The 19841-nt window shown below is 57.0% G+C and carries 20 protein-coding genes and 1 pseudogene; 9 read left to right on the forward strand and 12 right to left on the reverse strand.

Features of this window, described 5'->3' with window-relative positions:
* Position 1 precedes the first annotated feature (1 nt).
* Complete coding sequence (locus OLX72_RS09395) at positions 2–1177, reverse strand: penicillin-binding protein activator (protein ID WP_433990448.1); 1176 nt, start codon at positions 1175–1177, stop codon at positions 2–4.
* Between the two features lie 89 nt (positions 1178–1266).
* Between OLX72_RS09395 and rsmI the strand changes: the two genes are divergently transcribed.
* The 3 genes from rsmI to gshB all read left to right on the forward strand — a co-directional run bounded on the left by rsmI (position 1267) and on the right by gshB (position 3504).
* Positions 1267–2130: a 16S rRNA (cytidine(1402)-2'-O)-methyltransferase gene (gene rsmI, locus OLX72_RS09400; protein WP_114871444.1), complete on the forward strand. Its 864-nt coding sequence runs from the start codon at positions 1267–1269 to the stop codon at positions 2128–2130.
* A gap of 5 nt (positions 2131–2135) precedes the next feature.
* On the forward strand, positions 2136–2492 hold the full coding sequence (locus tag OLX72_RS09405; RefSeq protein ID WP_433990449.1) for a YraN family protein: 357 nt from the start codon (positions 2136–2138) through the stop codon (positions 2490–2492).
* 73 nt (positions 2493–2565) lie between these two features.
* Positions 2566–3504: a glutathione synthase gene (gene gshB / locus OLX72_RS09410; protein ID WP_114871443.1), complete on the forward strand. Its 939-nt coding sequence runs from the start codon at positions 2566–2568 to the stop codon at positions 3502–3504.
* A 12-nt stretch (positions 3505–3516) separates the two neighbouring features.
* On the opposite strand, the gene OLX72_RS09415 is transcribed toward gshB, so the two are convergent.
* From OLX72_RS09415 to cobU, 4 genes are all read right to left on the reverse strand, one after another.
* A complete protein-coding gene (locus OLX72_RS09415) occupies positions 3517–5034 on the reverse strand; it encodes a YifB family Mg chelatase-like AAA ATPase (protein ID WP_433990328.1) in 1518 nt (505 codons plus the stop codon).
* 73 nt (positions 5035–5107) lie between these two features.
* Positions 5108–5791: a glutathione S-transferase gene (locus tag OLX72_RS09420; RefSeq protein ID WP_114871441.1), complete on the reverse strand. Its 684-nt coding sequence runs from the start codon at positions 5789–5791 to the stop codon at positions 5108–5110.
* Positions 5792–5849: 58 nt separating this feature from the next.
* Positions 5850–6425 (reverse strand): histidine phosphatase family protein, encoded by a 576-nt coding sequence (locus tag OLX72_RS09425; protein WP_433990329.1) that lies wholly within the window; start codon positions 6423–6425, stop codon positions 5850–5852.
* On the reverse strand, positions 6422–6952 hold the full coding sequence (gene cobU, locus OLX72_RS09430; protein WP_433990330.1) for a bifunctional adenosylcobinamide kinase/adenosylcobinamide-phosphate guanylyltransferase: 531 nt from the start codon (positions 6950–6952) through the stop codon (positions 6422–6424). The genes OLX72_RS09425 and cobU overlap by 4 nt, the downstream gene beginning before the upstream one ends.
* Positions 6953–7049: 97 nt before the next feature.
* Between cobU and OLX72_RS09435 the strand changes: the two genes are divergently transcribed.
* The 5 genes from OLX72_RS09435 to OLX72_RS09455 all read left to right on the forward strand — a co-directional run bounded on the left by OLX72_RS09435 (position 7050) and on the right by OLX72_RS09455 (position 11546).
* A complete protein-coding gene (locus OLX72_RS09435) occupies positions 7050–7928 on the forward strand; it encodes an RNA polymerase factor sigma-32 (RefSeq protein ID WP_114871421.1) in 879 nt (292 codons plus the stop codon).
* Positions 7925–8716, forward strand: coding sequence for a ChaN family lipoprotein (locus OLX72_RS09440; protein ID WP_114871420.1), 792 nt, complete (start codon positions 7925–7927; stop codon positions 8714–8716). Before OLX72_RS09435 ends, OLX72_RS09440 begins: the two co-directional genes overlap by 4 nt.
* 68 nt (positions 8717–8784) lie before the next feature.
* Positions 8785–9987, forward strand: coding sequence for a bifunctional phosphopantothenoylcysteine decarboxylase/phosphopantothenate--cysteine ligase CoaBC (gene coaBC / locus OLX72_RS09445; protein WP_433990331.1), 1203 nt, complete (start codon positions 8785–8787; stop codon positions 9985–9987).
* Positions 9988–10029: 42 nt separating this feature from the next.
* On the forward strand, positions 10030–10491 hold the full coding sequence (gene dut, locus OLX72_RS09450; RefSeq protein WP_433990332.1) for a dUTP diphosphatase: 462 nt from the start codon (positions 10030–10032) through the stop codon (positions 10489–10491).
* Positions 10491–11546, forward strand: a complete 1056-nt coding sequence (locus OLX72_RS09455) for a HesA/MoeB/ThiF family protein (RefSeq protein WP_433990333.1) — start codon at positions 10491–10493, stop codon at positions 11544–11546. Before dut ends, OLX72_RS09455 begins: the two co-directional genes overlap by 1 nt.
* An 18-nt stretch (positions 11547–11564) precedes the next feature.
* Here the strand turns inward: OLX72_RS09455 and OLX72_RS09460 are convergent, their stop codons facing one another.
* Both OLX72_RS09460 and OLX72_RS09465 read right to left on the reverse strand, forming a co-directional pair.
* A complete protein-coding gene (locus OLX72_RS09460) occupies positions 11565–13235 on the reverse strand; it encodes an amidohydrolase (protein ID WP_433990334.1) in 1671 nt (556 codons plus the stop codon).
* A gap of 77 nt (positions 13236–13312) precedes the next feature.
* Positions 13313–13588 carry a hypothetical protein gene (locus OLX72_RS09465; RefSeq protein ID WP_433990335.1) on the reverse strand — a complete coding sequence of 92 codons (276 nt, stop codon included), beginning with the start codon at positions 13586–13588 and terminating at the stop codon, positions 13313–13315.
* A 249-nt stretch (positions 13589–13837) separates the two neighbouring features.
* Here OLX72_RS09465 and OLX72_RS09470 point away from each other — a divergent pair.
* Positions 13838–14386 (forward strand): annotated as a pseudogene (locus OLX72_RS09470) (integrase core domain-containing protein); the annotation flags it as partial.
* A 98-nt stretch (positions 14387–14484) separates the two neighbouring features.
* Here the strand turns inward: OLX72_RS09470 and OLX72_RS09475 are convergent.
* From OLX72_RS09475 to OLX72_RS09495, 5 genes are all read right to left on the reverse strand, one after another.
* On the reverse strand, positions 14485–15510 hold the full coding sequence (locus OLX72_RS09475) for an extracellular solute-binding protein (protein ID WP_433990336.1): 1026 nt from the start codon (positions 15508–15510) through the stop codon (positions 14485–14487).
* Positions 15511–15546: 36 nt separating this feature from the next.
* Entirely contained in the window at positions 15547–16350 is an 804-nt protein-coding gene (locus OLX72_RS09480) for an ABC transporter permease (RefSeq protein ID WP_433990337.1), read from the reverse strand.
* Positions 16343–17254, reverse strand: coding sequence for an ABC transporter permease (locus OLX72_RS09485; protein ID WP_433990338.1), 912 nt, complete (start codon positions 17252–17254; stop codon positions 16343–16345). Before OLX72_RS09485 ends, OLX72_RS09480 begins: the two co-directional genes overlap by 8 nt.
* Complete coding sequence (locus OLX72_RS09490) at positions 17251–18303, reverse strand: ABC transporter ATP-binding protein (protein ID WP_433990339.1); 1053 nt, start codon at positions 18301–18303, stop codon at positions 17251–17253. Before OLX72_RS09490 ends, OLX72_RS09485 begins: the two co-directional genes overlap by 4 nt.
* 279 nt (positions 18304–18582) lie before the next feature.
* Positions 18583–19791 (reverse strand): trans-sulfuration enzyme family protein, encoded by a 1209-nt coding sequence (locus tag OLX72_RS09495; RefSeq protein WP_433990340.1) that lies wholly within the window; start codon positions 19789–19791, stop codon positions 18583–18585.
* Positions 19792–19841 lie beyond the last annotated feature (50 nt).

Genomic DNA, 19841 nt, shown 5'->3' on the forward strand with positions numbered 1-19841 from the left:
ATCAGAACCCGGCGCCAAAGCTGCCCGGCGCAGAGTCGATCACCACAACCTGCCGGTCACGGATCGTTGCCACCGCCATTCCACGTTCGTTTGTGCCATCGGGCAGCAGGCGGAAAATGCCATTCACGCCCTGAAACCCTGCCGGTTGGGTCAAAGCGCCGCCCGTCAGCGCGTTTGCATTGCCACTTCCCACCAAGGCCCCGATTGCGGCGATGCCGTCATAGGCCAGACCGCCAATGGGATGCGGTGCCGCCCCGTAAGCCACCTGATACCGCGACTGGAAGGCCGCGCTTCGACCGGGGTCGGGCAGTGCAAACCATCCGTTCTGCACACCGGGCAGTTCAAGGGTTTGCGACGGAATATCCCAGCGGGTCAGGCCGATAAACTGTGTCTGTGCCGGATCAACGCCAGCTTCCGGCAGTAATTGTGTCAGCAGGGGAAGGGCGGACGCCGTTGTTGCCGTGGTAAACATGGCATCCGCACCCGAAGACCCAACGGCCGCGCGGATTTCCGGGACGGCCGCAACCACGCCCTGTTGCGATAACTGATAGGGAACCGAGGCCACGACAGACGCGCCGCTGCGTCGAACCGCATTTTCGATCGCGGCCTTGCCTTGTTCACCGGCAACATCTTGCGAATGGACCACAACGATGCGCGATTTTCCCTGTCCGGCGGCAAATTGCGCGAGTCGGTTGGCCGTGTTCTGAAAGGTTGGTCCCAGCACAAAAACGTTGCCGCCCGCGATCGAGGCATTGTTGGAGAATGACAAGACGTTCACACCCTTGTTCGCCACGGCAAGTCCCACCGCGTTCGCGGATGCGCCATAGACCGGGCCCAGAATAATCTTGGCACCATCCGCAACGGCCTGCGTTGCCTGACTGGCGGCGATGTCAGCGTTGCCTGCGGTGTTGTAGACACGCAGATCGATTTCCACACCCTGCAGATCGCTGATCGCCAATCGCGCAGCATTTTCAAGGCTTTGCGCAAGAACATCATCACCGGATTGCCCTGATCCGCGCGGAACCAGCAGCGCCACAGGAACCGGCGTAGTCGGGTTGATCGATGGACCACCAAGATTGCTGGACGGAACCCCGTCACACGCAGCGAGTGCCAAAAGGCCCAAGACAGCGAACATGCGCAAGCCAAGCTTGCGGGCGGGGGTTAAAACAGCAAAAATGGACACAAGCGATACTCCCTGACCGGACGGCGACAGCCCGCCCTTTGACGTTGCAGGGATAATAGACGTCACGAAAGGCGGGTCCAGCGTTGAATCACCAAAAGGTCAGATTGGCACCGGGTGTCTACTTTGTGGCGACGCCGATCGGGACGGCGCGGGACATTACATTGCGTGCGCTGGATATATTGGCGTCCGCCGATGTGATCGCGGCAGAAGACACGCGCAGCATGCGGCGTCTGATGGATATTCACGGCGTGCCATTGGGGGATCGCCCGCTGCTGGCCTATCACGATCATAACGGTTCGGCGGTGCGCCCAAAGCTTTTGCACTATCTTGAACAGGGTAAATCCGTGGCCTACGCATCCGAAGCCGGCATGCCCCTGATTGCCGATCCGGGGTTGGATCTGGCACGGGCGGCACAAGGCGAAGGGTATCTGGTCACCATTGCGCCCGGTGCGTCTGCCGTTCTGTCTGCCCTGGCGCTGGCCGGATTGCCGACTGACGCATTCTTTTTTGCCGGGTTCCTGCCAAACGCGGGCGGTGCGCGACGGACCGCCCTTGAATCATTGCGCGAGATACCGGGAACGCTTGTGTTTTACGAATCACCCAAACGTGTTGCGGCGATGTTGGCCGATGCGGCGACGGTTCTGGGCGATGACCGCAAGGCGGCAATCTGTCGGGAACTGACCAAGAAATTCGAGGAAGTCAAACGTGGCACCCTTGGTGAACTGGCCGCAGAAATCGCTGGAACGACCCTGAAAGGTGAAATTGTCGTGGTGATAGACCGGCAACGTTCGGAAACTGTTAGCGAAATGGACGTAGAATCGGCGCTTAGACAGGCATTAACCTCTATGTCGGTCAAAGATGCCGCAGATCTGGTTTCGCAAGCGCACAACCTGCCGCGGCGCAAAATGTACCAGTTGGCGTTGAAACTGGGAAAGGACGACGGTTGAATTCGATCACGGGCCAGCGGGCTTATCATGCCGGTGTCGCTGCGGAAAACATGGTGGCGCGCGTGTACGAAAACCGCGGCTGCATCATTGCGCACAGACGATGGCGCGGACGGGGTGGTGAAATCGATCTGATAGTGCGCGATGGTGCGATGGTTATTTTTGTTGAAGTCAAAACCTCAAAATCATTCGCGCGGGCTGCCGAACGGGTTTCGCCGCTCCGGATAGAGCGTATCCGGAATTCGGCGGCGGATTTTTTGGGGTCAGAGCCTTCGGGCAGCCTGACAGAGGCGCGTTTTGATGTTGCGCTGGTCGATCATGCGGGAATGGTTCAGGTGATCGAAAACGCGTTTGTCCATATGTAAGCTGATGTGATCGCCCATTGCGCCGGCGTTCCGGCTGCGCCATGTATCGCAAAAGGTCACATGGGGTTATGTCATGAAAATCGCTTTTCAAATGGATCCGATCGGTGCGGTCGATATCAATGCCGACAGTTCGTTCCGTCTGGCAGAAGAGGCGCAATCGCGTGGCCACAGCCTGTTTTATTACGAACCCGATCATCTTGCCTATCAGGAGGGCAGGATCACGGCGCGCGGGCACGACCTGACTGTGCAACGCGTTCAGGGGGATCATGCGCATCTTGGTCCGGTTCGCGAAGTGGATTTGTCGGAATTCGATGCTGTCTGGCTGCGTCAGGATCCGCCTTTTGACATGCACTACATCACGTCCACCCATCTTCTGGACCGGCTGGCGCCCAAGACGCTGGTGGTGAACGACCCGTTTTGGGTGCGCAACTATCCCGAAAAGCTTTTGGTTCTCGATTTTCCGGATCTGACACCGCCGACGACAATTGCGCGTGACCTTGAAACGATAAAGGCGTTCAAGGCGCGTCATGGAGATGTCATTCTAAAACCGCTTTACGGTAATGGCGGCGCGGGTGTTTTCCGCCTGGACGCCAATGACAGGAACCTGACATCGCTGCACGAATTGTTCACCGGTTTCTCGCGTGAACCGCTGATCGTGCAGAAATTTCTGCCGGATGTTCGCAATGGGGACAAACGTGTCATCCTTGTCGATGGCGAACCTGTCGGCGCCATCAATCGCGTCCCTGCCGAGGGCGAAACCAGATCCAACATGCATGTGGGTGGACGTCCTGAGAAAATCGGCCTGAGCGAGCGGGATCGCGAAATCTGCGCGCGCATTGGCCCGCTGTTGCGTGAAAAGGGGCAGGTTTTCGTCGGGATCGATGTGATCGGTGATTACCTGACCGAGATTAACGTGACGTCTCCCACCGGCATTCAGGAGCTTGAGCGCTTTGACGGGGTCAATATCGCGGGCAAGATCTGGGATGCGATCGAAGCGCGTTGCAAAGGCTGACGGGGCACCGTTTCAGGGTGATTGCACTGCGTCATTCAGCCGGAAACTGATCGCCTCGGCGATGTGGGTGCGCGATACGTGATCATCCCCGTCCAGATCGGCGATGGTCCGCGCGACACGCAAAACGCGATGATAGCCGCGTGCGGACAAGCCAAACCGTTCGGCAGCCTGGATCAAAAGCGTTTTTCCCTCTTTGTCGGGTGTTGCCACCTGTTCCAGAAGATCACCCTCGGCGTCGGAATTTTCGCTGACATCCGGAAAATCCGCATAGCGTTCATTCTGTCTCTGACGGGCCATCGCCACCCTGCCTGCAACGTCTTTGGACGTGTCGCCGCTCGCTGGTAAATCCAGATCGGTAAATGCAACGGGGGGAACGTCCACGCGCAGATCGAACCTGTCCATCAGGGGGCCGGAAATGCGCCCCATATAGTCTTCTCCGCATTGGGGGACGCGGGCGCATGCGCGTGCGGGATCGGTCAGATACCCGCATTTGCAGGGGTTGGCCGCGGCAACCAGCATGAATTTGCAAGGGTATCTGACATGCGCATTGGCCCGGGCGACGATAACCTCGCCTGTTTCGATCGGCTGGCGCAGTGTTTCCAGAACGGCACGCGGAAATTCGGGAAACTCGTCCATGAACAGAACGCCGTTATGCGCCAGGGAAATTTCACCCGGTTTCGCGCCACGCCCACCGCCGACAATGGCCGCCATAGACGCCGTGTGGTGCGGTTCACGAAACGGCCGTGCCCGTGAAATGCCGCCTTCATCCAAAAGCCCGCTGAGCGAATGAATCATTGATGTTTCAAGAGCTTCGGAAGGACGCAAAGGCGGCAGAATCCCCGGAATTCTGGCCGCCAGCATGGATTTCCCGGATCCGGGCGTGCCAACAAAAATCAGATGGTGGCGCCCCGCAGCCGCGATTTCAAGCGCCCGTTTGGCACGTTCCTGTCCTTTGACATCGCGCAGGTCGCGGGCGTAATGTGTGGCCGTGACAACGCCCGGTTCTGACGGGGCGATCGGGTTCTGGCCTAAATAATGGCGCACGACATCCGCAAGGCTGGCCGCGCCGATCACTTGCGTGTTGCCTACCCAGGCCGCTTCCGCCCCGCACGCCTTGGGACATAACAGTCCGCGGTTTTCTTCTGCCGCGGCCATCGCCGCTGGCAATGCCCCCAAAACAGGGATCAGCGATCCGTCAAGCGAAAGCTCGCCCAGTGCGATTGTACCTTCTATGGAATCGCGCGGGACAATATCCAGAGCCGCCAGAAGAGCCAGCGCAATGGGCAAATCGAAATGGCTGCCTTCCTTGGGCAAGTCGGCCGGGGACAGGTTGATAGTGATGCGTTTTGAGGGCAGCGCGATCGCCATGGAACTGAGAGCGGTGCGCACACGGTCGCGTGCCTCTGATACGGCCTTGTCCGGCAGGCCGACGATGGCGAATGCCGGCAATCCCGGTGTCACCGCGCATTGCACTTCAACCAGACGCGCTTCGATCCCCTGAAATGCAACCGTGTAGGCGCGCGTAATCACACCTGACCCCTTTAGGTTTCCCAAGGGTTAATGGGTAGCCTGTTGTTGGTTTAGGAATGGTTAACAAATGGGGTCAGCTGACCGGCCACGGGGTGTTGGGCACATCCTGTGGGTAGGGAAACGGATCATAGCTGATCTCAAGCGCCTGTTTGCGCCACGCAACAAAGGCGGGGTCGCCTATGGTTTGCATGCAGTAGGTTCTGGCGTCTTCGCTGATGGGCAGTCCGTACCCTATTATGCGCGCCGCGACAGGCGCAAAAAATGCGTCGGCAGCGGTGTATGCCCCGAACAGCCACGGCCCGCTTTTGCCATGCCGCCTGCGCGCCAAATTCCAAAGGGTTTCGATCCTGTCCAGATCCGCCAGCACATCCGGCGCGGGTTCATAGCCCACATGACACATTTGCAACTGCATCGGGCAGGTGCTGCGCAAGGCGCTGAACCCCGACGCCATTTCCGCGCACATCCATCTTGCCAGGATACGCGCGCTTTCCTCGGTCGGCCAATGGCCTGCATCCGGGTGACGTTCGGCCAGTGTTTCGACAATGGCCATGGTTTCACCAACCACATCGCCCTGCGGTGTTCTGAGGACGGGGACCAGACGCGCAGGGGCCAAAGGGGCAAGATCCTGCGCCATGGTGCCGGAATAAAGGCCAACCAGATGGGTGTTGTGGGGCAGGCCGAATTTCTTCAGCAACAGCCAGCCGCGCAAAGACCAGCTTGAAAACAACCGGTCACCGATGAAAAGATCATATGTCATGACACGATGCTAAAGCGAAACGGATGACCGGAAAAACGAAGAAATGTGCGCCCTTGGATCACGGTATGTGATTGATACGCATTGCGTTCCACTGCGGGTGTGTCCCGATTTCGGTGACCGACAAGTTGTCAATGCGGTGGCCAAAAGTTTCGTATCCGCCAATGTTAAGGGCACGCTGCACTTGTGTCAGGATCACACCGAAATGCGCCACAACAATCAGGTCGCGGCCTGAATGTGTTTCCAGCAGCCGATCAATGACACGATCCACCCGACTCCGCGCATCGTTCCAGCTTTCGCCGTTCGGGGGGCGCACTTCGCCCGGATTGTCCCAATACGCGCGGGCGCGCTCGGGATCGTTGTTTTCGATGTCTGTGAATGCTTTCAATTCCCAGTCTCCGAAGTTCAGCTCTCGTAGATCCGGATCATGGGGCAGGCGGGTTCGCTTGTTCTGGATGGCATCTGCCGTGGCCGATGCGCGGATCAAATCGGAAGAGATGACAACCCCGTCCGGTGGCAAATGAGCGTCCAGTCTGGCCAGAGCGGCGGTATCTGACAGATCCGCAGGCAGGTCCGACCATCCGACAAAGGTTTTGGCATGGGTCGGGCCGTGGCGCACCATGAACAGGCGTGTCATGGCAGCGACCCTTTCAGCACTTGCGGCAATCCAGCGATGACAAACAGCACCGTGTCCGCGATTTCGGCAATCGATGCGTTCAGATGCCCCTGCGCTTCGCGAAACTGTCGTGCCATGGCATTGGCCGGCACGATGCCCTGTCCGACTTCGTTCGATACGATCACAACCGGCGCAGGGCAGCCTACAAGCGCCTTAAGAAAAAGATGCTGTGCGTCTGCCAGGTTTTCTTCGGCCATCATCTGATTGGACAACCACATTGTTGCACAATCGATCAGGACGGCATCGCGGTTTGACACGGTTGCCAGCGCCGCCGGCAAATCCAGCGGCTCTTCGATCGTGGTCCATCCTGAACCGCGCGCGATCTTGTGTTTTTGTACTTTCGCCTTGATCTCGGCGTCCAGAACGCGGGCCGTCGCAATGTAGATCTTTGAGTCCGACGCCTTTTTGACCAGCGCTTCGGCGTAGGTTGATTTTCCGGCAGCGGCACCGCCCAGCACCAGAGTCAGCTTTGGTAACGAAATGTTCATGTCACAATTGATCCAGATAAGTGTCATCGGCGTACAAAGTTTAAAAGCGCAACACAAGGCGCGTGCATCGCGCCACCATTCATCAGGGGGATGAGACATGGCACTTGATACTGCACGGGATATGTCAATGTCGCGGAAGGCCATGAAGGCCGAACTGCTGGACGCGGAAACAGAACTGCAACTGGCATACGCATGGCGCGACCAGCGCGACGAAGCCGCGCTGCACCGTCTGATAACGGCCTACATGCGTCTGGCCATTTCCATGGCGTCCAAATTCAAACGCTATGGCGCGCCCATGAACGATCTGATCCAGGAGGCAGGTCTGGGTTTGATGAAGGCCGCGGACAAGTTTGATCCTGACCGGGGTGTGCGGTTTTCGACCTACGCGGTGTGGTGGATCAAGGCCAGCATTCAGGATCACGTGATGCGCAACTGGTCGATGGTGCGCACGGGATCGACCTCAAGCCAGAAATCGCTGTTTTTCAATCTGCGCCGGGTGCAGGCCCGACTTGAACGCGAAGCGGCGGCGGCAGGACAGGAACTGGATCGGCACCAGTTGCGCCAGATGATTTCTACAGAGATCGGTGTGCCCCTGCATGATGTTGAAATGATGGAGGGCCGTCTGTCAGGTTCTGATTTTTCGCTGAATGCGACGCAATCAACCGAAGACGAGGGGCGCGAGTGGATCGACGCGCTTGAAGATGACAGCGCGCAGGCCGCCGAAGTGGTCGAGCACAATCATGACACCGACAAGCTGCGCGAATGGCTGCTGGCTGCAATGAATGCCCTGAATGAACGCGAACGCTTTATCGTGCGCGAGCGTAAATTGCGCGATGATGCGCGGACGCTTGAAAGCCTTGGAAATGAACTGGGCTTGTCCAAAGAACGTGTGCGTCAGCTTGAGGCGGCGGCATTTGCGAAGATGCGCAAAAACCTTGAAAGCCAGTCGCGTGAGGTGCATCAGTTCCTCGCATGAGGATCACAGCCAGAATTTTGATATGCGGCGCGCTCTTTTCGGGCGCGTTTGCCGTTTGGGCGGGCGATTTTTCGGCTGCCGATATCGTTTTTCTAGGCGAAATCCATGATAATCCGGCGCATCATGCCGAACAGGCGCGCCTGATTGAAAATCTGGAACCTGCGGCTGTCGTATTCGAAATGCTGACATCGCAACAGGCCGCTGCCGTGCCTGAATGGCGTGGTGCGGACCAGGATGAACTTGCCAGCGCATTAGGCTGGGAAGATTCGGGCTGGCCCGATTTTTCAATGTACTATCCGATTTTCAAGGCTACCGGCGATGCGTTTGTATTTGGTGCCGGCGTGCCGCGCGATGCGGCGCGCGTAGCAATGGAAACAGGCGTCGCAGACGCATTCGGCGCGCAGGCCGAACAGTTCGGTTTGACCAAACCACTGGCGCAGGCGCAGCAGGCCGAACGCGAGGCTTTGCAAATGGCGGCGCATTGCGATGCGCTTCCCGAAGACATGTTGCCGGCGATGGTCGAAATGCAGCGGTTGCGTGACGCAACCATTGCCAAGGTCGCGCTGGACGCTTTGCGCCAAACCGGAGGTCCGGTCGTTGTGATCACCGGTAACGGCCACGCGCGCAAGGATTGGGGGGCGCCCGCGTTCGTTGCACTTGCCGATCCGGGTGTATCTGTCATCAGCGTCGGTCAGGCTGAAACGGGCCAGACCCCGGATGGCGGATTTGACATGATGCTGACATCCGATCCGGTATCACGCCCGGACCCGTGCGATGCCTTTCGGTAGGGTTGCAATAGCTCTGGCAGAATTGGGATGTGGGTCATATGCTGGCCCAAGCAGAAAAAGGGCCCATCATGCTGGCATCAAAGCGCATATTGCTGATAATCGGCGGCGGAATTGCAGCCTATAAATCACTGGACCTGATCCGGAGATTGAAAGAGCGCGGCGCATCCGTGACACCCGTTCTGACCCGCGCAGGCGCTGAATTCGTGACGCCGCTTTCGGTGTCGGCGCTGGCGGGCGAAACTGTTCATACCGATCTGTTCGATCTGACAACCGAAGCGGAAATGGGCCATATCCAGTTGTCGCGCAGTGCCGATCTGGTGGTTGTGGCCCCGGCCACGGCCGATCTGATGGGCAAGATGGCAGGCGGTCTGGCCAACGATCTGGCATCGACCCTTTTGATGGCAACCGACACGCCCGTTCTGCTGGCCCCGGCCATGAATGTGCGGATGTGGCAGCATGCTGCGACCCAACGCAATATCACCACCTTAAAAAAGGATGGTATCGGGTTTGTCGGTCCTAATGACGGCGACATGGCTTGCGGAGAATTCGGACCGGGCCGAATGGCAGAGCCGCTTGAGATCGTGGCGGCGGTTGAAGCGGCCTTGGGTGACGGTCCGTTAAAGGGGCGCCGTATTCTGGTAACTTCCGGCCCCACACATGAACCTATCGATCCGGTGCGCTATATCGCCAACCGCTCGTCCGGAGCGCAGGGCGCTGCAATCGGTCGTGCGCTTGCCGCACTTGGTGCCGAGGTGGTTTTTGTAACCGGCCCCGCTGATGTGCCTCCGCCCGAAGGCGTTCAGGTGATCAGGGTTGAAAGCGCGGCCGACATGCAAGACGCCGTTGATGCAGCTTTGCCTGTTGATGCGGCTGTGTTTGCCGCAGCAGTTGCGGATTGGCGGGTTGCCACCGCCAGTCAAAGCAAGCTGAAGAAATCAAAAGGCGCGTTGCCCGATCTGAAACTGAAGGAAAATCCTGATATTCTGGCGGGTGTTGCGCAGATGAAAAAGGGACGGCCCAAGCTGGTTGTCGGCTTCGCGGCTGAAACGGACGATGTTGCCGCCAACGCGACAGCCAAACGCAAGCGCAAGGGATGTGACTGGATCGTTGCCAATGACGTCAGCCCTGAAACCGGCATTATGGGCGGCGCAGAAAACGCCGTGGTTCTGATCACCGGGGATGGCGCGGAAGACTGGCCCAGAATGACGAAACATGATGTAGCAAAACAGTTGGCGGATCGTATTGCAAAAGCGCTGGGCCCGGCCCTGTGATCATGAAAATGAATGGGGCGAAAAACCGGGTGGGGCATTGGCATGGTTGCGATTAAAGTGATGTGGGACGACGCAGCTGATCGAAATGTCTTGCTGCCTGCGTACGAAACAACCGGTGCCGCCGGTGCCGATCTGCGTGCGAATTTTCCGCCGGATCAGCGCAATGGCATTACACTGAAGCCGGGGGATCGCCGTCTGGTGCCAACCGGATTGCGGCTGGCCATTCCCGACGGATTCGAGGTTCAGATCCGCCCGCGCTCTGGATTGGCGCTGAAGCACGGCATCACCCTGCCAAACAGCCCGGGAACCATAGACAGCGATTATCGCGGTCCGCTGGGTGTGATCATGATGAACATGGGCGACGGCGATGTGACGATCCACCATGGCGACAGGATTGCGCAGATGGTGGTGGCGCCGGTTCTGCAGGCGCAATTTGATGTTGTCGAAACCCTTGATGAAACGGCCCGTGGCGCGGGTGGTTTCGGATCGACCGGGCGCAACTGATGCTGCTGGTCCTATTTCTTGGCGTTGTGATCTGGGGTGTCGGCGCATTCATGGGGGTGGACCGGCGCACACGGCTGGGTTTGCTGCTTGTGCTGTTCAGCGTTGTTCTGGTGGTGCAGCTTGTGCTGCCTTTTGGGCATCCGTTGCGTCAGGCGACCGGTGAATCGCCCGCTTTGTGGGTCATTCTGGCCGGATTTGTCGTGCTGGTCCTGATGTATAAAAAAGGTTTGAACTGGTTGCGAAGCAAAGCAAGTACGCCGGTTGCAACCCCGACAAAACCAGAGCTTTTTTCCGAAACGGAACTGAACAGATATGCCCGTCACATCGTATTGCGCGAAGTGGGTGGACCCGGCCAGAAAAAGCTGAAGGAGGCCAAGGTTCTTGTAATCGGCGCAGGTGGTCTGGGGGCCCCTGTGTTGCAATATCTGGCGGCAGCCGGTGTGGGGACGATCGGGGTGATCGACGATGATGTCGTTGATAACGCCAACCTGCAACGTCAGGTCATCCACCGCGATGCTGACATTGATCTGCCCAAGGTGTTTTCTGCCGAACGCGCCATGTTGGCGCAAAACCCGTTTGTCACGGTGCGTCCCTACCACCGCAGGCTGACTGAGGAAATATCCGCTGATCTGTTCGGTGATTATGATCTGATCCTGGATGGCACAGATAATTTTGCAACGCGCTATCTTGTGAATGAAACGGCTGTGGCGTTGGGCAAGCCGCTGGTATCAGGTGCGTTGTCGCAATGGGAAGGTCAGGTCAGCGTATTCGATCCGGCGCGGGGTGCGCCCTGTTATCGCTGTATTTTTGATGCGGCCCCCGCAGCCGAGCTTGCACCGTCCTGCGCCGAAGCCGGGGTAATAGGGCCGTTGCCGGGCGTGGTCGGTTCGATGATGGCGCTGGAAGCCGTCAAGCTGATCACCGGGGCCGGCGAAGTTTTGCGCGGGCGCATGATGATCTATGACGGTCTTTACGGCGAAACCCGGCAGATTACGTTGAAACCGCGCAGCGATTGCCCGGTCTGCGGGCGCAAAGATAAAGCCGATCAGACCTGACCCTTGCTGGTTTTGCGATCACGCCGTGTAGGTGACTTTTCCGTCGCAGATTGTCATGATGGCCGACGCATCGGTGATGTCGGCCGGGGCAAGTGCCTCAAGATCGTGACTCATAATGGCAATATCCGCCATCATTCCGGCCTTTAACTGGCCCTTGCGATCTTCGTTGAATTCAACCCACGCATTGTCGCGCGTGTAGCTGGCAAGGGTGTCGTTCAAAGACTGCGTCTGATCGCGCCATGGCGCACCCAGATCAAGTGGCGCAATCGCGGCCTTGATATTGGGCATGACATCAACGGGGATCACCGGCCAGTCGGTTGAGAAAATGACTTTTGCGCCAGTGTTGCGGATGTCCTGCCATGCGTAGGCGCTGGGAATCTGATGGTCATGAAGATGCTTGCCCACACCTGTCGGCGGAAAGAAATGGCCAATCGGCGCATGGGCCGGTTGAATGGACGCAACGACATCCAGTTCCGCCAGTCGCGGGATGTCATCGGGGTGCATCACTTCCAGATGTTCGATCCGGTGGCGGCTGTCGCGTTTTCCGTTGGCTTGTTGCGCGGCCTGATAGGCATCAATGGTGCGCCGCACGCCGGCATCCCCGATCGCATGCACTGAAATCTGCATGCCCAGACGATCCGCCTCGACACAGGATGCCACGAAATGCTCTTGGGTGAATACCTCGTCGCCTGTGTTGTCGTCGGATCCGGGGTAGGGTTGCAGCATCAACGCCGTGCCGCTTTCCACAACACCATCAATGAACATTTTCACGCGGTTGCACCAGACTTTGTCGCCTTGAAAATCATCGCGCATCTTGGCCGCTTCGGACAGGCGCGATACCGGATCGGTGCCTTTCAGGTGAAACGGGATTTCAACGCGGGCGTGCAGTCGGCCTTCGGCCTCAAGCTCGGTCAGAAGTTCAAGCTGATAACGGTTTCCATCCATGTTGTGCAGTGTGGTGATGCCTTGCGCGGCGCAGTGTTTCAGACCCTGTTCGATCACGTCCTTGTCCAATTCGCGGTCGGCTTTGGTGGCAGGGGGCACCGGATCGGCGCCCGTGACAAGACCCAGCATTTCGCGCCCGCCATGGCGGGTCAGCCCAAGGATGGGCGCATAGGCCCCCGGTTCCAGCAGTTCACCGCTAGCCAATCCGTCATTCCCCATCACGATTTCCGATCCGGCATCAACCTTGCCGCCTTCCAACAACCCGGTTGCCTTCAGTGCGGCAGTATTGGCCCAGATCGTGTGATGATCCGGGGCAAACATTGCCAATGGACGATCTGCGATGATCTGATCCAGATCGTGGCGTGTCAGGGTACGGCCCAGCCCCAGAATGTCGTAATCGGCCTGAATGCAGAACACGATCTTCTCATCAGGGTTCGCATCGGCATAGGGGCGGATTGCGGCCTTCATCGCGTCCAGCCCTTCGACCTCGTAAAGATCAAGACAGGACAGTTCGAACGAGCCGCCAAACAGGTGCACATGGCTGTCAATAAATCCGGGCAGAACGGTCCCGCCCTTGGCGTCGATCATTTTGGAATTTTCCCCGGCAAGTGCTTTTATATCATCGTTTTCGCCAACGGCGGATATCAGACTGCCGGTAATCGCCAAGGCTTGTGCCTTTGGCTGGTCGGGATCGAACGTGATCAGTTTGCCGTTCAGAATGATGATATCGGGGGATGTAGCCATGGCAAGTATCCGATGTTGAAATGAAAAACGCTGTCCCCCGGGACACACCGGGGGGTAGCGCCACTACGTGCTGATTTTTAAAGCTCTGTCCAGATCGCAGTGTACAATTTTTGTGCCGCGGGCGAGCATGTCTTGGCAACGTAGTTTGCCCCTAAAAGTTCCGCAGGAACCACAATTTCTGGGGCTATTTTCATGTCTTCCGGCATAAATTCTTCGGATCCTTTGATGCCGTTGGCATAACGGGCAAACGCAGACAGCATCGCCGTGTTTTCGTAGGCCATGATAAAGTTCATGAAGATTTTGGCATTATCCACATTTGTGTCATCCGCTAGAATGGCCGCTTTCTCCTGCATACCTCACTCTACGCAATCATTTTCAACGGCTTCGCGATGCATTCTGCGACTTAACCCGGCCGTTTTCGGACGCACTCCAGTCTGTGGCAACCGAGCCGTTGTTTATTTCGTCTTTGTGCCACACAGCTGCGGGCTTGTCACCGTCACTTCGCTTCGTACGAGCCTTTGTCCTATTGCTCGAAATTGGTGCTCATTCCTACTACGAGGAACGTTGCTTGGTTCAGTCCACTCTTGATGTGGGACATGCGTCGACTTTGGCTAAATGACGGGTCATGTATCCGGCTCAAGCCTGAGTATCGTAATCACGTCTGGAGCTATGACTTTGTCAATTGCCGCACCGATGATGGCAAGGCGTTCCGGACTTTGAACATCCTCGACGAGTTCAGCCGGGAATGCCTGACAATCCGGCTGAAGCGCAGACTGAACTCGACAGATGTTATCGATGTGCTGACAGACCTGTTCATATTGCGCGGCCCACCCGCATTCGTGCGCAGCGACAACGGGCCTGAGTTCGTTGCGAAGGACGTCCGGGCCTGGATCGAGGCGGTCTGCGCGAAAACCGCCTTTATCGAGCGGGGCAGCCCGTGGGAGAACGGTTATGTCGAGAGCTTCAACGCCCCCCGGTTCCGGGACGAACTGCTGAACCGGGAGCTCTTTTACTCGCTCAGAGAAGCACAGATCGACATTGAGGGCTGGCGCAAGCACTGCAACACAAAGCGGCCCCACAGCGCCTTGGGATACCGGCCACCGGCTCCGGAAACCATCGTGCCAATGGACCCGCGACCAGTCATGCACTAACAATCAAACCGGTCCAGTTAGATCAGGCTGCTCAAGTATCAAAAGTAATGCGCCGATGGCTATATCGACCATCGGCGCAAAACAGTGGCTGCGTTGTTCTACTTGCGCAATTCAGTCCAAATCGCCGTGTAGTATTCCAGTGCTTTGGGTGAGCATGTCGGTAGGAACTTGCCAGCAGCTTTGAATTCGTCAGGAATGACAATTTCAGGTGCGGTCTCCATGTCAGCGGGCATAAATTCTTCGGATCCTTTGATGCCGTTGGCATACCGCGCGAAAGCAGAGATCAGGCCGGCATTTTCGGGTTCCATAATGAAATTCAGGAACTGATACGCTTCATCAACGTTCTTGGCGTCAGACAGAAGTGCCACGGAATCCATCCAAAGCGGAAAGCCTTCCTTGGGATAGCCGAACTTGACCTTTTCGTTCTGCAGACGGGCGCGGAAGACGGCGCCGTTCCAGTAAACCGAGGCCAGCATGTCGTTGGCAGCAAGTTTCGATGTCGCGCCATAATCCATCGACTGCCATTTCGGCTTGGCTTCCATCAGCACGTCGCGAGCCTTTTTCAGAACCTCGGTATCTTCGGTGCAAGGCTCGCCGCCTACGTACATAAGGGCCAGCGACAGGACGTCGTTCATTTCCGGAGCGACGTTGATCTTGCCGACTAGTTCCTCGGGCGGGTCCAGGAACATTGCTGATGTGTTGATGTCTCCCGAATAGGTGTCCGCATTCACAGCAATACCGACCGATCCCCACTGCCACGGAATAGAGTAGGTTCTGCCCGGATCCCATGGTACGTCCAGCCACTGATCTTCGATATTGCCGTGATTGGACAATCTGCTGACGTCAAGCTGCTGGATCAGACCTTTTTCGACATAAATCTGAATGTAATTCGCGGAAGGCACCACAAGGTCATAGCCACCGCCGCCTGCTTCCACCTTGGATAGGGCCGTGTCGTTACTATCGTAGTCTGAAACCGTGACCTTGATGCCTGTCTCGGCTTCAAATTTTTCCAACAGTTCTGGGTTTGTGTAGTCCCCCCAGTTGAATAACTGCAATTCTCCCTCTGCGCTGGCAAGAACCGTACTCGCCAGCAGCGCAGCGGCAGCAGAAATCACTCTTTTCATATTTCTCTCCATGTTGGATTTGTTGTTATTGGATCGTCAGTCTTTGTTTCGGGTCAGCAGGAAGAATCCCGTTAGCATGATTACCGTGAGGCCTAGCAGCAGCGATGAGATCGCGTTGACCTCGACAGTAAAGTTTCGTCGAATCTGACCCAGCATGTACGTTGGAAGCGTATCCTGACCCGCTGATTTTACAAACAAAGAAATAATCACGTCATCCAGCGAGGTGATGAAAGCTAACATGAAGCCGGCAACAATCGCAGGCGCCAGCATCGGCAAAGTGACATGCCGGAACGTCTGCCACGAGGTCGCATAAAGATCGGATGCGGCGGTTTCCAGCTCGCTGTCCATCCCTTCAAGTCGCGCCCTGATCGGCAGATAGGCGAAGGGAATACAAAAGGCGGAATGCGCTATAATCAGATACCCCAAACCCTGGTAGCCGGTGGCCACCTTGATGAAACCGAACATAATCAGCAGAGCCACTGCGGTGACGATCTCCGGCACCATCAGCGGCTGGTTTATCATCAGATAGACAAAGGTCTGACCACTCGATCGTTTGCGACGTGTCGTACCCAGGGCTGCCAACACAGCAACAGATGTCGAGATAATTGCCGCTGCAAATGCGATAATGAGCGACCTTATTGTGGCGTCTTTGACTTGCTCGTTGGCCCAGGCACGCGGGTACCATTGCAGCGAAAACCCCTCCCAAACAGCCGGTGAAGGGCCAGCATTGAATGAGAACAGGACCAGCAGAATTATCGGTAGGTAAAGAAGAACCAATACCGAAACGGCGATCGCCGCAAACCCCGGCAGTCGCGATACTGAAAACGAGCGGTTAGCCATGGGCGTTTTCTCGATTGGCGAAGCGAACATAGATCAGAAGAGCAGCGGCACAGGCGATCAGCAGAGTCACTGAAAGCGCAGCACCTAGGGGCCAGTTGCGGCCGGCACCAAATTGCAGTTCGATGAAATTCCCGATCATCATATTGCGGCCACCGCCCAGAATGCGCGGTGTCACATACGCGCCAAGCGACGGAATGAAGACAAGGATCGATCCGGCTATGATGCCGGGCTTGACGATGGGCACCACGATGGTGCGCAGAACCTGCCAACGGCTCGCGTAAAGATCATGCGCGGCTTCCAGTAAACCCATGTCGAACCGGTCAATCGTTGCATAAAGCGGCAAGACCATGAGCGGTAGATAAACATAAGTCATGCCGAGAAAGACCGCGAAATCAGTATAAATGATCTGTACCGGTTCATCTATGAAGCCCATCCAGATCATCAGTGTGTTAAACACGCCTTCGTTTCTGATGATCTGATTGATAGCAAACGTGCGGACCAAAAGGTTGGTCCAGAACGGAATAGTGATAAGAAACAATAGGATGGCCCGCATTCTCTGACTTCGGGTCGCGATAAACCAAGCGGTCGGAAACCCAACGACAAAAGTAAAGGCGGTCGTATAAAGCGACAATTTCACCGAGCGCCAGAAAATCGTTAGATGCGCATCTGCAAGTTTGTAGGTGCCATCGAAGATATCGCGCGAATAGAGGATCCCAACCCAGGCATCGAGTGAGAAAACCCAGTCGACGTTGCCGTATTTGCCCGGGCTGAGGAACGAGTAAACAACGATGATGAGCAGCGGCCCGGAAGCCGCAAATAACAGGACAACCAGCGCTGGAAGCGACAAAAGCCACGATGCACGCCGCGCTTTGCGATCAGCCGTTGCTTCGGCAGTGCTACTCACGACTCCAGCACCTGCAACGCACCGGGTTCAAACCTGAGCCTGACTTTCTCTCCCCGTGTCAGGCCGATGTCCCCGGAAGGTGGGCTCTGCAATCGAGCCACGATTTCTGTCTGGTCTGACAACAGCATGTGGCAATGAGTGTCCGTCCCGAAATAGACGGTGTCGGTGATGGTAGCCAAAAGCCCACCGTTATCGCCCGCTGACCCAATACGCACCTGCTCTGGGCGCACCGCCAAGGTCACGGCGCCCGCGCGCCCCTCAATCTCACCGTCCAAAAGCTCCCCGGACGATAGACGGATCTGGCTATTTTCAATGCTGCCGGACAGGAAATTGGTTTCACCGATGAAATCGGCGACAAACCGGTCCACCGGATGGTTATAGATCGCGCGCGGCGATCCGATTTGAAGGATGGTGCCAGACTTCATAACCGCAATCCGGTCGGACATGGTCAGCGCTTCTTCCTGATCATGGGTCACGAAGATGAACGTGATGCCCGTTTCGATCTGCAGTCGTTTAAGCTCCAGTTGCATTTCCTTGCGCAGCTTCAAATCAAGCGCAGATAGCGGTTCATCCAGCAACAACACCTTCGGTTCGGGTGCCAGTGCACGCGCCAGAGCCACACGCTGTTGCTGCCCCCCTGACAGTTGTTGAGGCTTGCGCGTTGCAAATGCTTCCAGCTGGACAAGCGCCAGCATCTTGTCGACGGTTTTGTCGATCTCGGCCTTGGGTTTGCCCAGCATTTCCAGACTAAACCCGATATTCTGCGCCACTGTCAAATGCGGGAACAGGGCATAGCTTTGAAAAACCGTATTCACAGGGCGTTTGTGCGGTGGCAGATCCAGCAGGTTCTTTCCGTTCATTGTAACGGTGCCGCTGGTTGGGTCGACAAAACCGGCGATGGTGCGCAGCAATGTGGTTTTGCCGCATCCCGAAGGCCCGAGCAGGGTAAAAAACTCGTTCTGCTTTATCGAAACCGATACGTTGTCCAGGGCCAAAAAACGGTTTTTGCCGGTTCCATACGCTTTCGTAACAGCGTTAATTTCGATCATGCGAATGTCCGTCCCCGAATGTGTCAACCGTTGGTCGACCGTTAAATATATTCTACGCGCAATCGGTGGGTTGCCGTCAAGCAGATCATTTGTGACTTTCGCGATTTAGATGGTAGCCGAGTGCCGGACCGCGGGCATGGTGCACAAATTTTGAACAGACAACCGGATCGCTTTCCGCGCGACCGTGACACGCTGCGCCTGTCTTGTGGCTGCTGGTTTCAGGTTGCCAGATTTGCTGTGAAAGTTTCATCAATTCAATCATTTAATTGAATCACCCCCTCACAAAACACGTTCAAGATCCGCAATCAGATCGCTGGCGTCCTCCAGCCCGACAGACAGGCGGAAAATGCCATCCCCCGCCCAATCGCGATAGGATGCAGCCTGACGGTCGTTCAGCTGAAAGGACGTGTCAATCATGCCTTCACTGCCCATCCAAAAGATCAGACTGCGGTGGTGTCCAAGGGAAACCGCATAGTGAATTATGTTTAATCTATCGATCATATCCTGTGCGATCGACAGGCCGGTTTCGGCACTTCCGACCTGAAACGAGATCATTCCAGACGTGTTGTTCATCTGCCGCTGGGCCAGTTCATATTGCGGGTGCGATGGCAGTCCGGGGTAGATCACACGGGTGACCGAGGGCTGCGCTTCAAGCCAGGTCGCGACCGCCGAAGCACCTTCCTGATGGGCGCGCATGCGCAGCGGCAAGGTGGCGGCGCCGCGCGCGATCAGCCATGCGTTGAAAGGCGACAGAACGTTACCATGGTGTATGCCCGCTTCGATGCGCATCTGGGCAATCAGATCGGCGCGTCCTGCAACAGCGCCACCCACCGCATCACCGTGCCCGCCGATATACTTGGTGGTTGAGTGCATCACCAAATCAACACCCAGCTGGATACAGTCCATGCCAATCGGCGAGGCAAACGTGGCATCGCAGCTGACCAATGCCCCGGCGTCATGGGCCAGACGCGACACTGCCGCCAAATCTGTCAAACGGCCAATAGGGTTCACGGGCGTTTCGGTGTAAACCAGCTTTGTGCCCGGCCGGATCGCTTGCGCGACAGCGTCAAGATCGGACATATCGACCGGAGTTACCTTGACCCCCATGCGCGGCAGGGTTGTCCGCACCAGTTCGGCCACGCCGGCGTAAGACACATCCGATATGACCAGATGATCGCCCGAACTCAGGAACGTGAACAGGATGGCCGATGCGGCCCCCATGCCCGAGGCCGTGCACAGGCAGGCTTGCGCCCCTTCAAGTGCCGCGATCTTATGTTCCAGCATATCTACTGTCGGATTGGCCCAGCGGGCGTAGGTATAGGGGCTGTCATCGGTCAGATCATGGGCGGAAAACCCTGACGGCTCGTCCGTTACGAATGTGGATGACATATGGATCGGAGGCGCCGAAGCATTCGTTGCCGGATCGGGCATTTCGCCGGCATGGATCGCCGTGGTCATGATGCCGGTATATGTGTTGCGCTTTGCCATTCTGGTGCCCTCTGCCGATGAATGATTGTACTTTCGGCGTGTTCGCGTTG

Source organism: Sulfitobacter sp. TBRI5 (genome assembly GCF_051013555.1).
Lineage (GTDB): Bacteria > Pseudomonadota > Alphaproteobacteria > Rhodobacterales > Rhodobacteraceae > JL08.

Excerpts from the sequence above, each read along its gene's own strand:
- OLX72_RS09435 (WP_114871421.1), top strand. The coding sequence starts at position 7,050 with ATGGCACTTGATACTGCACGGGATATGTCAATGTCGCGGAAGGCCATG.
- OLX72_RS09425 (WP_433990329.1), bottom strand. The coding sequence starts at position 6,425 with ATGACACGCCTGTTCATGGTGCGCCACGGCCCGACCCATGCCAAAACC.
- OLX72_RS09495 (WP_433990340.1), bottom strand. The coding sequence starts at position 19,791 with ATGGCAAAGCGCAACACATATACCGGCATCATGACCACGGCGATCCAT.
- cobU (WP_433990330.1), bottom strand. The coding sequence starts at position 6,952 with ATGAACATTTCGTTACCAAAGCTGACTCTGGTGCTGGGCGGTGCCGCT.
- gshB (WP_114871443.1), top strand. The coding sequence starts at position 2,566 with ATGAAAATCGCTTTTCAAATGGATCCGATCGGTGCGGTCGATATCAAT.
- OLX72_RS09480 (WP_433990337.1), bottom strand. The coding sequence starts at position 16,350 with ATGGCTAACCGCTCGTTTTCAGTATCGCGACTGCCGGGGTTTGCGGCG.
- OLX72_RS09455 (WP_433990333.1), top strand. The coding sequence starts at position 10,491 with ATGCTGCTGGTCCTATTTCTTGGCGTTGTGATCTGGGGTGTCGGCGCA.
- OLX72_RS09465 (WP_433990335.1), bottom strand. The coding sequence starts at position 13,588 with ATGCAGGAGAAAGCGGCCATTCTAGCGGATGACACAAATGTGGATAAT.
- dut (WP_433990332.1), top strand. The coding sequence starts at position 10,030 with ATGGTTGCGATTAAAGTGATGTGGGACGACGCAGCTGATCGAAATGTC.
- coaBC (WP_433990331.1), top strand. The coding sequence starts at position 8,785 with ATGCTGGCATCAAAGCGCATATTGCTGATAATCGGCGGCGGAATTGCA.
- OLX72_RS09460 (WP_433990334.1), bottom strand. The coding sequence starts at position 13,235 with ATGGCTACATCCCCCGATATCATCATTCTGAACGGCAAACTGATCACG.
- OLX72_RS09440 (WP_114871420.1), top strand. The coding sequence starts at position 7,925 with ATGAGGATCACAGCCAGAATTTTGATATGCGGCGCGCTCTTTTCGGGC.
- OLX72_RS09490 (WP_433990339.1), bottom strand. The coding sequence starts at position 18,303 with ATGATCGAAATTAACGCTGTTACGAAAGCGTATGGAACCGGCAAAAAC.
- OLX72_RS09420 (WP_114871441.1), bottom strand. The coding sequence starts at position 5,791 with ATGACATATGATCTTTTCATCGGTGACCGGTTGTTTTCAAGCTGGTCT.
- OLX72_RS09475 (WP_433990336.1), bottom strand. The coding sequence starts at position 15,510 with ATGAAAAGAGTGATTTCTGCTGCCGCTGCGCTGCTGGCGAGTACGGTT.